Here is a 14,387-nt window from a genome sequence, read left to right on the forward strand (position 1 = left end):
GCGTTTCAATCCACCGCAGCTATTTCGCTTGCTACCTCTGTAATGTACATCCAACGCTTGGCAATTGCAAGATATAAATAGTTCCGTCGTGACTAGCGAATCCTGACAGAGGCCAGGATTTTCTCGCGAGCGGGTTTGTGAGGGAATGACAGCCTCACGGGATGGACTACCGGCAGATGAACCCTGCGCTCCCCATCCTCTACTCCCTCCGACCCGAAGGCATCAGGAGCTGCTTTTCTGATGATGTTATAGGACCCGTTGCAATCGGCGTGAATGAGTTGGCCATTGGATGCCCGATAGAGCCTCCGTGTGATCCGTTTGCCGCTGAAAACAGGCGCATGCTCCTGGCTTTGCTGGTAGATCGGCAAAGGATCGCGATCCAGGAAACTGGCCTTGCTGGTGTAGCTTTCTTCGGTGAGGATCACCTGGATGCCTTTTTGCTCAGCTTTGTAGGTGAGCATCTGGATGAACTGGGTATGAGGCACCTGAACAAAGTTCTGATTTGTCCGTTTCCCCAGGTTGATCTCCTGTTTCCAGCCCACGTTGCGACCAATCACGAGCGTTCCGATCCCCTCAGCCACCAGCACATCAATCACAAAACGCGAGATGGTGTGCAGATCATGCTCAATCCGCCGATTGCGCCAGAGAGTCAAGCGCTCCATGCGCCGCGTGTTTCCAGGACGACCAAGAGCTTGTTGGAGTTCTGCTCGCCGCTTGTTGTAGAACTGATTCGTACTTTTCAGACCGCGCCCGTTAACGACGACCGGGACAAAACCCGGTTTATTTGAAGTTAGTGCGATCAGATTTTCCAGACCAGGATCGATGCCAGCGATGAGCGCGGGATCGACGGCGGAGCGGCTCGGCTCCTGTTCATAAATGATCTCAACGACGACAAAACCGTGTTTGGGAACCACACGGACCTGAGTGATCGCCTTGGGATCTTGTTGGGTTTTGATCTGGATGCCCAGTCCCGAAGGCTGAATGAGGTGTCGTCCAAGGGTCCGTTTGCTGCGGCTTACGGCCTGCATCGTGTAGATGAGTACGTTGCGGCCTGTCGTTTTGTGCTTGTATTTGGGGAATTGGGGGCGTCGGCGAAATTTTGAGGGATCGCGCTTGTAGGCATCGAGCGCTTCAAAGAAGGATTTCCAGTTGCGTTCGAGCAGCAGCAATACCTGTTGGGCCACTTTCGCAGGCAGTGCTTTGTACGCTTCATGCGACTGCATCCGCCGATCCATTTCATTGTAGTTGAGGTGTTTTCCCTCAAAGATGAAGGCCTGACGGATCTCATACAGCGCCGTATTGTAGAGATTTTTGGAAGCAAAACAGGCCGCGTCAAGCGTGGCATAGCGTGGATCACTCCGAAGAATGATGTGCTTTTCAACCAGGTGCACGGTCGGCCTCCAATTCCTGCACAAGACGCTCTGTTTTGCGTTTGGCACGCCGTTGCCCATAGAGCCGGGCGCAGAACGAGTACACGATGCTGGTGAGGTCTGAGAGCAGGTCTTCTGTGCCATTGTCGGCCTGATTGACGACCTCGATCTCACGCCCATAGGTTTGAAGCAGGGTCTCGATGTAACGGAACCCGAAGCGGGTACCCCGGTCCTTGTGTTCAATGACGATACGGCCCACACTTGGATCGGCCAAGAGAGCCAGAAACTTCGGCCGATTGTCATTGACGCCAGAGCTAATTTCCTTGACAACTTTGCCCACTTGATAGCCACGGGCAGCGCAGTAGGCAACCAACCGCTCAGCTTGACTGTCCAGGTTGGTCTTGTTTTCTGCGGAAGACACCCGCGTGTAGACCACGGTTTGAGGCTTCGATGAGGGGACTGACACCCTGATTGGCTCGTCGATGAGAATCGTGTGAGCCCCTACGCGCCGCCCCTGGATTTTCCCGTCCCGGAACCAACGCCAGGCTGTCTCATAGCGGACCCCTTGTTGTTTCGCGTAATCACTGAGTTTCATGCTCAAATCATACTATGCTACTCAATGATTGTCAAGAATTCGCTATACTTTCAAAGATCGGTTTCAATACATCTAATCCTTTTCTACGAAAGAGATTGCTTCTCCACAACCTGGGCCAGTCCCGATGTTGCGCAGTCGTAGATGGCACGGATACAGGAAAAATTGAAGAGCGCTTGCTCATTTACTACTGCTGCTGATGGTTGATTGTGTATGCGTTGATAGAAATACACGAGCGGTTTCTCTCCGAAGCGCAGTGCCTCCGCTGCTGGTGGGGGAAAAGCGATGATTCGGCTCTCGCTTGCCCCGTCGCGGTCATAGGTGTGCGTCAGGGTGGCACGACCTCTGGACAACGGCCAGCTCCAGCGTAAGGAACCGTTGACGCCGGTAAATTCGATCATGGACTGCTCCTCGCTATGAGTGCCAGAGGCGCGTTCGTAATTCATGATCACGTTGCTGCCATCGACGAGCGTATAGCGGAGCGTAGCTCCGGCGTGCTGTTCGACGTCAACGATGGTTTGCGGAGGAAGGTGCAGGGCGGTGGCGGGATTGGCCAGCCAGGCGTTGAGCACCTCCACGCGCCTGGGTTGTAAGAGGTCATTGAGCACGGTAAATTCGTAGGGAGCGCGATCCATTAAGGTTCCGCCGCCGCTTCTGGCCTGGTCGAGAAACCAGTTTGTCTGAGGCTGAAACTCGATCCCTGGCCGATTACGCTGCTCTAGATTGAGAAAGCGCACATGATAAAGCTGGCCCAGTGCTTGCTTCTGCAGGAGACGGCGTGCCTCCTCGGCTGGCGGCCAGTTAAGACACCTGACGCTACAGCAGCCAAGCAAACGGTGATAAGCGTGGGCTACCGCCAGCATATGCCGCGCCTGCTCCTGATTGAGCGCGAGGGGCTTCTCACACAGCACATGCCGGCCTGTAGCCAGCGCGGCACAGGTCAGTTCTTCGTGCGCGAATGGTGGAGCTGAGATGATGACGATGTCATTCTCATCTGCTGCTTCAGCCAGCATGGTTTGCGCGTCCTCAAAGACCCGCGCCTGAGGATATTCCCTGACAAAAGCTGCCATTGCTTGAGGATTGGGGTCTGTGACCGCCAGCATAACCTGTTCCGGGTCAGGCAGGCGTTGGATAGCGGCGGCGTGGGAACGCGCAATGACTCCCGCCCCAACAAGATAAATACGTTGCGTGCTCATTCTCTGCCTTGATTTCTTGAAAGCGACTACTGGTCTTTGATCTGATCCGCTTGATGATTGGCCTGCGCTTTTTATGCATGTGTAAATTGCTTGAGATAGGTCAGGCTTTCCATCAGCTGTTGCTCTTCATAGGCCACGATGACCTCGGCTGGCTCATGGCGTTCAAAAGGCGTTTGCCAGTTCTCGGATTGTCTTGCGTTCGTATAAACGAAGCGCAGCACACGCGCAAGCTGTGGCACTGAACGCTGTGGATACGCTGGCCAGTAATCGTCGGCTAGCACTCGGATATGACGCGCCTCTAAGGCTCCCATTTCCAAGGACATGGTAATATCTGGGCAAAATTCTGCCACAATGGCAAAAAGTTGCGGGAAGTCGATGACTCCCTGACCTATGGGACTGCGTGCCAGGCGATAGCCTTCGTCTGTAGGAAAGATCCAGTAGTCTTTGAGATGGACGTTTTTGAGATGTGGTCCGATGCGCCTGACAAAGTCCAGGGGTTCTTCAGCCGTAGCCAGCGGATTACCAGTATCCAGCGTAATTCCAAAGCGGGATGAGTCGATAGCGTTGCATAGCCAGAGAAGCTCTTCCGAAGCCAGGTCTTGATGATTTTCGACGGCGAGATTCACTCCGACACGTTCGGCAACCTGTGTGGCCGCGCGCAATCCCTCCAGCACTTCTTCTAAAAACGCCTTCCAACGGTTTGCAATGAGCCTGCGATCCCCACCAATTTGCGCGCCTCCTACCACGGTACGCACTGTTTCCACACCCAGCCGCGCTCCCAGTTCAAGCGTTTCCGCCAGCTTTTCAGGGGCATATCCTCCTGTTGCCAGATTCAGGAAGAGCTGATGCTCCCGAGCGTACCGCGCCACAGCATCAATGTCCTCCCCCTCCAGAAGCACTGCCGGCAGCTCAGCTCCCATCAGTCCACAGATCCGCGCGCGCTCTAAAAGCTGGATCGGCTTGATCCGGGGGCGCCCGGACTGGGGAGTCAGGCCCATGCTAAAAACGGTACCATATGCTGTAAGGCCAAACCGCATAGAATTTTTCCTTTCTTATTCGGCTGTCCATCCACCGTCAATGGTCAGGGCTGCGCCGGTCATGAAGCTAGAGGCGTCCGAAGCCAGGAAGACGATCGCCCCCGCCAGTTCCTCCGGTTTGCCCCAACGCCCCAGCGGAATGTGGTTGAGAAAGAACTGGTTGGCCTGCGGATCATTGATAACCGGCGCATTGAGTTCAGTCGCCATGGGACCAGGACAGAGGGCATTGACAGTAATTCCATGTCTGGCCCATTCCAGCGCCAGAACTTTGGTCAGTTGAAGTACACCACCTTTGCTGGAGGCGTAGGCGCTGCGCTCAGGCAGAGCGACCTGCGCAAGCATTGAGGCGAGATTGATGACTCTGCCCGCGCCCTGTCTCTTCATATGGGGAGCCACAGCACGCGCGCAGAGAAACGGTGCCTTGAGATTGGTCTGTTGCACCAGATCCCAACTGGCTTCGTCAAAAGCCTCGGCTGGCTTACGAATATTGATTCCGGCGTTGTTGACCAGGATATCGATGCGTCCGAAGGCTGCGATAACGGCCTCAACCATTTGCTCAATCTGCCGGGCGTCGGTGACATCGACCGCCAGGCCAAGAACACGGCGTCCAGTCGCGGCAGCCAGAGCCTCCGCGCCACGCTGCGCTTTCTCTTGATCCCTGCTTGTGACTACGACATCAGCTCCAGCTTCCGCCAGAGCCCGAGCCATGACCAGGCCCAGTCCTCGCGTTCCCCCAGTGACCAGCGCGAGTCGGCCATCCAGCTTAAACATGTCAAGCGCCATATACACTACTCCTTTGTGACAACTACGGCCTGGCGGCGGCGATTGGCCGTGTGACGGGCGGCACATCTGGCACATCGACCCAGCGTCGCTCCCGCGCGGATTGCAAAACAGCGTCGATCACCGCCTGGCAGCGCATCCCATCATAAAAGGTTGGAATGTCATTGCCTCCCGTAAGAATAGCCTGAATAAAAGCAAAATCCTGATCATAGCGGAAAGTCACGGTTGGTTCGCCGAGAGAGGGATTGCGTGGCGAATCGGGATAGACCAGGAACTCACGTGGCACCTCCCGCACCTCCAGCGTGCCGTCAGGGTGACCGACGAGAACCTCATGAGGGCGATGCAGATGATAGATGAGTGTGCCTTCTGTTCCGTACACTTCAAACTCATCGAGGCCATATCCGCCCTTTCCGCGTCCTTTGGCGACCTTGCTCAGATCGAACGAGGCCATTGTGCCCTGCTCAACACCCACACCAGCGGCAAACTCGGCCAGAAAAACAGAGGCATCCTCAACATCCGCGGGGAACGGTTCTCCGTCAGGAGTTGGGCGCACAGGCGCGAACGTACGTGTCAGGCCGACCACACGGGCGATCGGGCCAATCACGTCATGACAGAAATCGATGCGGTGCGCGCCCATATCTCCCACCTCACCAGAGCCTGCCAGGTGACGCTGCTGGCGCCAGCCAAGCGAGGTCTCTGGAAAATCCTGCAAACGTGCCACGCGCAACTGACGCGGCAGACCGACCAGTCCCTGGCCCACCAGGTGTTTGAGATAGCGCATAGCGGGCACAAAGCGATAGGTAAACGCGGTCATATGGCGCACCCCAGCGGCGACCGCTGCTTCATACATTTCTACTGTCTCAGCGTAGGTCATGCCAAGCTGTTTCTCAACCAGCACATGCTTCCCCGACGCGATAGCCGCGTGCGCAATCGGCGCGTGCAGCAGCGTGGGTGTCGCTATAACCACCGCGTCCACAGCAGGATGCTGGAGTAAGCGCTCGTACTCCGTGAAGGTATTCGAAACATGATACTCCTGTGCAACCCGCTTGAGCCGCTCAGCATTATCATCACACAGAGCGATGATTTCCGCCTGCTCGCAGCGCTTCAACCCAGGCAAGTGGACGCTGTTACTGATACCCCCCAGACCAATCACGCCTACTCCAACCCGCGATTCTCGCATGGCATTGCTCCTTCCCTGAAAACAGGTTGACAAACTGAGTGGTTATTGGCTACAGTAATTGGTAAAGTTATATTACCAATTACTGTAGCCAATAACCACTCAGTTTGTCAACCTCGAAAGACGATTGAGAAAGGAGGAGAAGCCGGTGTTTGAAATATCTCCCAAAAATGCCCTTTCCGAAGACATCGTGAACAAGTTGCTCGCTCTCCTCAAGGAAAAGAAACTCCAACCGGGCGATCGCCTACCCTCCGAGCGGGATCTGGCGGAACAACTCCAGGTGAGCCGTCCTTCGCTGCGGGAGGCCTTGCGAGCGCTCTCGATCATGCATGTTGTGGAAATACGGCAGGGTTCTGGCACATACATTTCTTCTCTCGAACCCCAACGCCTGGTCGAGCATCTTGATTTTGTCTTTGCTCTGGCTGATTCAACCTACCTCTCGCTTTTTGAGGCACGCAAGGTGGTGGAGGTCGGCATCTGTGGCCTGGCAGCGCAGCGCATCACCAATGAAGAGATCACTCGCCTGGAATGCTGCCTGGAAAAATCGCTGTTTGGATTGACCGATGCGGAACTGTATTTTCAGGCTGATGTGGAGTTGCACGAGATCATTACCGAAGCAGCCGCAAGCCCTATTCTCAGCAGGATCATGGCCAGCATCCATCATCTGAGCCTCGCCAGTCGTAAACGCACCGCTGTGTTGCCGGGGATCGCTTACCAGGTTATTGAAGATCACCGTGCCATTATCCAGGCACTCAAGCAGCGTGATTCCGAGGCTGCGCGTCAGGCCATGTATCAACACCTTACCCATATCGAGCAGCGACTGCTCGATGATCTCGCGGCCAGTGCCACCACGACCACGCCCCAGCCGACTACAACGGCTGAATCATGAGAGGAGACAATGGAATGTTGACCGATTCAGAGATGAAAGCACTAGTCTGGCTGGGACCGGAGGATATGCAGCTTCGTACTGTCTCGCTCCCCGAACCTGCTCCCGGTGAAGTGCTGATTGAGACAAGCGCTATCGGCATCTGCGGCTCTGAATTAAGCGGATATCTCGGCCAGAACAGCCTGCGCCGTCCACCATTGATTATGGGGCATGAAGCTTCTGGTCGTATCCTACAAGCAGGCGAGCAAACGACCTTCGCCGATGGCACCACAGGCCAGGTGGGGACGCGTGTGACCTTCAATCCGCTGATCGTCTGTGGTGCCTGTGATCGGTGTCGTGCAGGTTACACCAACCTCTGTCGCCAACGCCAGCTCGTTGGCGCGCACCGCCCAGGCGCTTTTGCCTCCTACGTAGCCGTTCCTGCCACCCAATGTTGGCCCGTGCCAGAGAATCTCTCGGATACTGCTGCTTCTCTGGCAGAGCCGCTGGCCTGCGCTATCCGCGCCGTCACACTCGCTCATATCTCTCCGGGAGACAGCCTGCTCATCATCGGAGCCGGCCCCATCGGCCTCTTTTGCCTGGCCTATGCCCGTTCACTAGGTATTACAGAAATCCTTGTGAGCGATATGCTTCCCGCGCGCCTAAAGATTGCGCAGCAATGGGGAGCAAGCGCAACCCTGAACGCGCGCACAAGCGATGTCGTGCAAAGCGTCCAGCAGATCTATCGCGGCGGCGCAATGGCGGTGATTGACGCCGTCGGCGCAACCGCCACACGAGCGCAGGCCATTCAGGCCGTGGTCCCTGGTGGCCGCGTCGTTTTTATTGGCCTCCATGATGAGGAATCGCCGCTCGCCGCGAATTATCTTATTCGGCAAGAAGTGACCATTACCGGCAGTTTTGCCTATACCCACCATGATTTCGGCAGCGCCGTGACCATGTTGAAAGCAGGCAAGCTGCGGCCAGAGGCTGACTGGCTGGAAGAACGCCCGCTGGCTGAGGGACCAGCTGCCTTTGCCGAACTGGTCAAGGGCACGGCCAGAGCAACAAAGATCATACTACGGATGGGGTAAGATTCTTCTCTAAGAACAAGAGAAGCGTCATGCGCCGCAGGCGCCCCGTTCTGAATGAAAAAGGACTCGAAGGACTATACTGTGGAGGAAAGATGCCAAGAATGAAAACGATGTCCTTACTAAGGCCAGAGAGCTTGAAAGAGAAGCTGTCTTGGGCGTCTGGAAGAACCGCTCATTGTCGCTCCATTCCTGGAAGCACGTAGAGGAAACTCTCATTGTGGAAAGACGCCCTCTTGGTGATCTTTCAGTGCGTCTGTCTGATCAGTTTTCAGGAGGAACAGCAATGGAAGTCGTGTATCCGCGATGCAGTGGTCTGGATGTCCATAAGCGCTTTGTCGTGGCATGCCTAAGTATTGTCGAGCATGGGCAGCGCCACAAAGAATTGCGACAGGTCAGTACCATGACCAGCGACATCCTGGCATTGAAGGCATGGCTTTTAGCTTCTGGCTGTCGCCAGATTGCCATGGAGTCCACCGGGGTCTATTGGAAACCCATTTTTCACGTGCTCGAAGACTCCTTTGAAATTGTGCTGGTCAATGCCCAACACATGAAAGCCGTCCCTGGGAGAAAAACGGATGTGAAAGACGCAGAATGGCTTGCCGATTTGCTGCAACATGGGTTATTGAAAGCCTCCTTCATTCCAAGCAGCGAGCAACAAGCCGTTCGTGACCTCACCCGAACACGCATGCGCTTGCTCCAGGAACGCACCCGCCTGATCAATCGCATCCAGAAGGTGCTCGAAGATGCCAATATCAAGCTCGCATCGGTGGTCAGCGATATTATGGGAGTAACGGGACAAGCGATTCTGAGCGCGCTGGTAGCGGGGCTAGAAGATCCTGAGCACCTGGCGCATCTGGCGCGAGGGAGCCTGGTCAGGAAACAGGACCAGTTACAAGCAGCTTTGCAAGGTAAGCTGACCCCACATCACCGGATGCAGCTCGAAGAATTGCTCCCGTTGATTGCCACATTAGATCGCTCCATTGCCCACTTCGACCGGGAGGTGGCTGAACGCTTACGGAGGTTTGATGCCCTCATTGAACGGGTCGATGCGGTGACGGGACTTGCGCGACGGAGCATCGAGGTCTTGCTTGGCGAACTCGGCTGGGACATGAACCACTTTCCTGACGCCGCTCACGCAGCTTCCTGGGTCGGCATCTGCCCAGGCCAACATGCGCACAGGAGGCAAGCAACAGAGTGGCCGCACACGTCAAGGCAATCGCTGGGCCAAAACGGTGCTTATTCAGGCGGCTCACGCCGCAGGCCATACTCAGACGTATCTCGGCGAACAGTACCGTCGGATTAGTGCGCGACGAGGAAGCAAGAAAGCCGCAATGGCTGTTGGGCACAGCATTCTGGTGATTTTCTATCACATGGTCAAAACGGGTGAGCCATACCATGAGAAAGGAGTAGACTACTTTACAACGGTCAACAAACAGAAGATCCAACAACGGCTCGTTCGCCAATTGGAACGCCTGGGCAATACAGTCATCTTGCAGCCTCAGGTCGAGATGACTCTCGTCTAAGTGTTCTTACCTAATCTGAACAATTGATAACGAAGGTTCAGATGGTGGGGGAGAGATTTTTGTCTTTTGTACTCAGTTTTCAGAGGAAAGGATAGCGAATGAAACTGGCTTTGATTTCTGATATTCATGGAAATCTTTTCGCCTTTGATGCGGTTTTAGAGGATATTCGTCGGCGTAAGGTTGAGCATATCCTGTGTCTGGGAGACGTTGTTACCTCTGGTCCTCAACCACGTGAGGCGCTCGCTCGCCTGCGAGAAATCGGCTGTCCTACTGTGATGGGCAATACCGATGCCTGGGTGATTAAACCTCGTCTGCGCGAATACCCAGATCTGTATGGGCAGAATTTGCAGGAGGTTGAATACTGGTCATCACAGCAGCTGACTGATCAAGACAAAGCTTTTCTAAGCACCTTTCAGCCTACCATTGAATGGCGGCTCAATGAGGAGACAACGTTGCTGGCCTACCATGGCTCTCCCAGGTCATTTCTGGAGCGCATTTATCCTACGACCCAAACGGAACAATTGGACGAATACTTCGCTAACCACACAACGGCGCAGATTCTGGTCGGTGGACATACCCATCAACAACTCTTCCTCCGTTACAGAGACAAACTGGTGCTCAATCCCGGTAGTGTTGGTCAGCCGCTGGATCGCATACGGGTAAGAGTCGAGATGGGAGCACGTAATCCACCCTGGGGGGAATATGCCATTCTGAATATCGATGAGAACCAATTCAGCGTCGAGCTTCTCCGGGTGCCGTTTGATATCGAAGGGTTCCTCGCACTCCTTTCACAACGTGGAATGCCGCACACGGAGTGGTTAGTCAATTCGTGGAGCAAAGATTAATCAATTTGATGCTCCCTGTTGTAAATTAAAGTCAAATGAAGAGGTCGTATTTTCTTACCATAGTGTCGCCTCGCCGCATTGAAAAAGCGCAGGATTGGAGCGTACAATTTGCCTTAACAAATACAATTGATGGCAATTTCAGTAGAGAATTTTGCAGGAGGTTGAAGAAAGATGTTTCGTTGCCTCAATACAGGTGCATTGTCATTATCTGTGCATGTTGAGGAAGCACTGGGGCTGGCGTCTCGTCATGGTTTCGCGGGCCTGGATCTTCCTATCGGTGAATTGTTTCGACTCGCGGAAGCATCATCTGCGCAAGAGGTAAAGGATCTCTTTCATTCAACAGGAGTGCGTGCTGGGAGTTGGGCACCACCGGTTGATTATTATGGAGACGAAGCGTCGTATCGTGCTGGACTGGAGCTACTCCCGGCATACGCGAAGTTCGCTCAGGAACTGGGGAGTCCCCGGTGCTGTACCTGGGTTAAGCCTTTCTCGGATACACTAGAGTATGATGCCAACCTGGAATTCCATATACAGCGCTTGCGGCCAATTGCGCGCATCCTTGCTGATTATGGCTGCCGCTTCGGATTGGAATTTGTTGGGGCGAAGACGTTTCGGGCTGGTCATCGTTATGAATTTATCTCTACACTTCAGGGGATTTTAGACCTTGGCGAACGCATCGCCACAGGGAATGTAGGACTACTGCTTGACAGCTTCCATTGGTATACCTCGCATGGTTCATCTGAAGATCTCACATATTTAAGCGTTGATCAGGTGGTCTCTGTTCACTTGAATGATGCCCCTGTTCATAGGAGCGTTGATGAACAGATAGATAATCAGCGCCTTCTACCAGGCACAAGTGGGAAGATCAATATTACTGAGTTCCTTCAAGTGTTGAAGCGTATGCACTATGAAGGTCCTGTAGTCGTTGAGCCATTTAATGCTGAATTGGCGAAGTTGCCTGCCGATGAAAGGGTGGACGCAGTCAAACAAAGCCTGGACAAGGTATGGGCGCTGGCTGGCCTCGCGTAAGCCACGAGAATAGAGTCGACATCAATACATAACATTCTCAGCTATCTTCATATCCATCAGCTGCTGTAACTTCGCTAGAGTATCCGTTTCGGGTAGCGGTGTATAGATCATGATTTTGAGTTCGGGCGTGGTAGGCACCTGTAAGGTTGTATGCTCAAACATCAGGCGCCCTACAAGCGGATGCTCTATGCCTTTCTGTGCATCGGCTCTACCGCGTACATCGTGACGGGGCCACCATGCGCGAAACTCAGGGCTTACGCGCTGTAAGTCAGCGATCAAGCGTTTGAACCATTCTTCATCGGCATAATACACACTATCAGCACGGAATTCCGCTAGCACTTTCTGCGCTACCTGCTCCCACTTAGGGCTGTATATATGAAGACTCATCGGATCAGCAAAAATCCGCCAGACGGCATTATATTCATATGGCGGCACCGACCTCGACAGCAAAAAGACATGCTCAGCAGTGGTATTCCAGGCGAGATAATTCCAACGACGACCAACGACGAAAGCTGGAGTAGGACTGAGCGAGTCAAGCACACGGCGTAACGCAGGGCTTACCTGTTCATGAGATGCGTGTGTATCAACGAGGTGTTGCTGACCAGCAAGCAAGAAAAGATGTTGCCGTTCGTCGGGCGTGAGTTGTAATGCATCAGCAATGCTATGGAGCACCTCGCTCGAAGGATGAATATCGCGTCCTTGCTCCAACAGGGTATACCAGGAAACGCCCACATTCGCTAGCTGCGCCACCTCTTCGCGTCGCAATCCTGGGGTGCGCCGCCTCCCACCACGTATTAACCCGACCTGTTCAGGCGAGAGGCGCATACGCCGAGTGCGTAGAAAATCCGCCAGGTCCTGTCTACGTTGTTCGTCGCTCACCATCCTCTTTGCTCCTTATCCTGCTAGTCTCAATCATATGATAAAGCGGCTCTGGTTATACGATAGCCACCATGGCATACTCCTCAGTGTATCACACATCGTGATCGTCATCGTTTCAACGAGAGAAAGAGGAAATTTTCTATGGTATCGCATTCAGCGAATGAACATAGCAATCTGCCAGCCACAGCCGCAGGAACGTTCACCATGGCCGAGGGTCTGACGGTCACCCGCATGGGGTACGGCGCGATGCAGTTGGCTGGCCCGCACGTGTTCGGCCCACCCGCCGACCGTGACGCTGCCGTGGCCGTACTGCGCGAGGCGGTGACGCTGGGTATCACGCACATCGACACAGCCGACTTCTACGGCCCGCATGTCACCAACCAGATCATCAAGGAAGCCCTGCACCCCTACCCAGACGAGCTGCACATCGTCACCAAGGTCGGAGCGTTGCGAGACGCCGAGGGGAACTGGCCGCAGGCGCTAGCTCCCGAGCAGCTGCGCCAGGCCGTGTACGACAACCTGGGGAACCTCGGGCTAGACGCACTAGACGTCGTCAACCTGCGCGTCGGGGGTTTCGACAGCCCCACTCCTGGCTCGATCGCCGAACCGTTCACGGTACTCGCGCAACTGCAGCAAGAAGGACTGATCAAGCACCTCGGTCTCAGCACCGTGACCGCCGAGCAGATCGCCGAGGCACAGTCCATCGCACCGATTGTGTGCGTGCAGAACTTCTACAATATCGCCAACCGGGCCGACGACGACCTGATCGACTCCCTTGCCGCACAGAGCATCGCCTACGTGCCCTACTTCCCGCTCGGTGGCTTCTCTCCACTACAGTCCGACAAGCTGAGATCAGTCGCCACCCGTCTCAACGCCACACCAATGGCCGTCGCGCTGGCGTGGCTGCTACAGCGCTCACCGAACATTCTGCTTATACCAGGTACCTCATCCGTCGCGCATCTGCGCGACAATGTCACCGGTGCCACGCTGACCTTTTCCGAGGACGAGCTGACCGAGCTGAACAGCGTTGCCTCATAAGCACAACCACAAAGACTTGTCCCCTGCCTCCCACGAAGGAGAGGCAGGGGACAGCTACATGTTTAGGACCCTACTCTCAAGCCATGCAAACAGTGATTCCCATTTCTTGTAAGTGCATCACTACATCAGTGGGAGCGTCGCGATCAGTGACTAGCGTCTGCATAGTTGTTATTGGCGTGATCGAATGGAGTGCTACTTTGCCAATTTTCGTGTGGTCTGCGAGGATGATGGTTTGTTGCGCGCGCTCCATCGTCAGGCGGTGTGTCAGGGTTTCCAGTTGATTGGGGCCCGTCAGCCCATAAACGGGGTGCAGGCCAGTAACACCGAGAAAGGCCTTCTCCACATAGATCTGACTCAAGCTCTGCTCAGCAAGAGGACCAACCAGAGCAAAGAAATCGTCCAGCTGTAAACCGCCGGTCAATGTTAGCGTAATCCCCTTTGTGCCCGCCAGCTCCATGGCAATATTGACAGCATTCGTCACTACCGTCAATGGTTGGATCTGGGTATGACGGATAGCGCGTGCCAGGTAGGTCGTTGTGGTGCCTGGAGAAAGCGCAATGGCATCACCTGGCTGAATCAAACGTAGGGCGATTTGCGCGATTTGCGTCTTCTCTTCGACCTGCCTACTCATATTCGTTTGAAACGTAAGCTCATGGCCATAAGCGCTATAGGACAACGTGTCGATGAGAACAGCACCTCCGTGAACGCGGCGAAGCAGGTTCTGCTTTTCCAGGCGCTCTAAATCACGCCGGATCGTAGAGGTGTTTACCTCTAGTTGACAACTCAACTCTTCTGCATCAACGCGTCCAAGACGACGTAATTCCTGTAAGATAAATTCGGCTCGCTTTGCTCCGTTGGCCATGTTCCCTCTCATGCACATTCTCAGTGGGGCCATTATAGGTCTCCCTTGACTACAAGTCAAGAAGCACGCATATTTTGTAGGAATCTCCTAAAAACGCGCAATA

General features: G+C 54.6%; 13 protein-coding genes and 1 pseudogene. 6 read left to right on the forward strand and 8 right to left on the reverse strand.

Annotation, left to right across the window (positions count from 1 at the left end):
* Positions 1-92: 92 nt before the first annotated feature.
* The 6 genes from JMJ04_RS24845 to JMJ04_RS24870 form a co-directional block, all read right to left on the reverse strand.
* A complete protein-coding gene (locus JMJ04_RS24845) occupies positions 93-1,391 on the reverse strand; it encodes an RNA-guided endonuclease InsQ/TnpB family protein (RefSeq protein ID WP_201373110.1) in 1,299 nt (432 codons plus the stop codon).
* Positions 1,378-1,965, reverse strand: a complete 588-nt coding sequence (locus tag JMJ04_RS24850) for an IS607 family transposase (protein ID WP_201373111.1) — start codon at positions 1,963-1,965, stop codon at positions 1,378-1,380. Before JMJ04_RS24850 ends, JMJ04_RS24845 begins: the two co-directional genes overlap by 14 nt.
* A gap of 83 nt (positions 1,966-2,048) precedes the next feature.
* Entirely contained in the window at positions 2,049-3,158 is a 1,110-nt protein-coding gene (locus tag JMJ04_RS24855; protein ID WP_201373112.1) for a Gfo/Idh/MocA family protein, read from the reverse strand.
* A 71-nt stretch (positions 3,159-3,229) separates the two neighbouring features.
* Positions 3,230-4,195, reverse strand: coding sequence for a sugar phosphate isomerase/epimerase family protein (locus tag JMJ04_RS24860; protein ID WP_201373113.1), 966 nt, complete (start codon positions 4,193-4,195; stop codon positions 3,230-3,232).
* A gap of 15 nt (positions 4,196-4,210) precedes the next feature.
* Positions 4,211-4,978 (reverse strand): SDR family NAD(P)-dependent oxidoreductase, encoded by a 768-nt coding sequence (locus tag JMJ04_RS24865; RefSeq protein WP_201373114.1) that lies wholly within the window; start codon positions 4,976-4,978, stop codon positions 4,211-4,213.
* A gap of 22 nt (positions 4,979-5,000) precedes the next feature.
* Entirely contained in the window at positions 5,001-6,155 is a 1,155-nt protein-coding gene (locus JMJ04_RS24870) for a Gfo/Idh/MocA family protein (protein WP_201373115.1), read from the reverse strand.
* Positions 6,156-6,300: 145 nt separating this feature from the next.
* Here JMJ04_RS24870 and JMJ04_RS24875 point away from each other — a divergent pair, with 145 nt between their 5' ends.
* From JMJ04_RS24875 to JMJ04_RS24900, 5 genes and pseudogenes are all read left to right on the forward strand, one after another.
* Positions 6,301-7,041 carry a FadR/GntR family transcriptional regulator gene (locus JMJ04_RS24875; protein ID WP_201373116.1) on the forward strand — a complete coding sequence of 247 codons (741 nt, stop codon included), beginning with the start codon at positions 6,301-6,303 and terminating at the stop codon, positions 7,039-7,041.
* Between the two features lie 14 nt (positions 7,042-7,055).
* Entirely contained in the window at positions 7,056-8,108 is a 1,053-nt protein-coding gene (locus JMJ04_RS24880) for a zinc-dependent alcohol dehydrogenase (protein ID WP_201373117.1), read from the forward strand.
* 283 nt (positions 8,109-8,391) lie between these two features.
* A pseudogene (locus JMJ04_RS24885) lies at positions 8,392-9,631 on the forward strand (IS110 family RNA-guided transposase).
* A gap of 98 nt (positions 9,632-9,729) precedes the next feature.
* Positions 9,730-10,476: a metallophosphoesterase family protein gene (locus tag JMJ04_RS24895; RefSeq protein WP_201373120.1), complete on the forward strand. Its 747-nt coding sequence runs from the start codon at positions 9,730-9,732 to the stop codon at positions 10,474-10,476.
* 171 nt (positions 10,477-10,647) lie between these two features.
* Entirely contained in the window at positions 10,648-11,505 is an 858-nt protein-coding gene (locus tag JMJ04_RS24900) for a sugar phosphate isomerase/epimerase family protein (RefSeq protein WP_201373121.1), read from the forward strand.
* A gap of 21 nt (positions 11,506-11,526) precedes the next feature.
* Here the strand turns inward: JMJ04_RS24900 and JMJ04_RS24905 are convergent, their stop codons facing one another.
* On the reverse strand, positions 11,527-12,387 hold the full coding sequence (locus JMJ04_RS24905; RefSeq protein WP_201373122.1) for a helix-turn-helix transcriptional regulator: 861 nt from the start codon (positions 12,385-12,387) through the stop codon (positions 11,527-11,529).
* 138 nt (positions 12,388-12,525) lie between these two features.
* Between JMJ04_RS24905 and JMJ04_RS24910 the strand changes: the two genes are divergently transcribed.
* The gene (locus tag JMJ04_RS24910; protein ID WP_201373123.1) at positions 12,526-13,422 is read left to right on the forward strand and encodes an aldo/keto reductase family oxidoreductase; all 897 of its coding nucleotides are present in this window, start codon (positions 12,526-12,528) and stop codon (positions 13,420-13,422) included.
* A 76-nt stretch (positions 13,423-13,498) separates the two neighbouring features.
* On the opposite strand, the gene JMJ04_RS24915 is transcribed toward JMJ04_RS24910, so the two are convergent.
* Entirely contained in the window at positions 13,499-14,284 is a 786-nt protein-coding gene (locus JMJ04_RS24915) for a DeoR/GlpR family DNA-binding transcription regulator (RefSeq protein WP_201373124.1), read from the reverse strand.
* Positions 14,285-14,387: the final 103 nt, after the last annotated feature.

It is taken from the genome of Ktedonobacter robiniae, from assembly GCF_016587375.1.
Lineage (GTDB): Bacteria > Chloroflexota > Ktedonobacteria > Ktedonobacterales > Ktedonobacteraceae > Ktedonobacter > Ktedonobacter robiniae.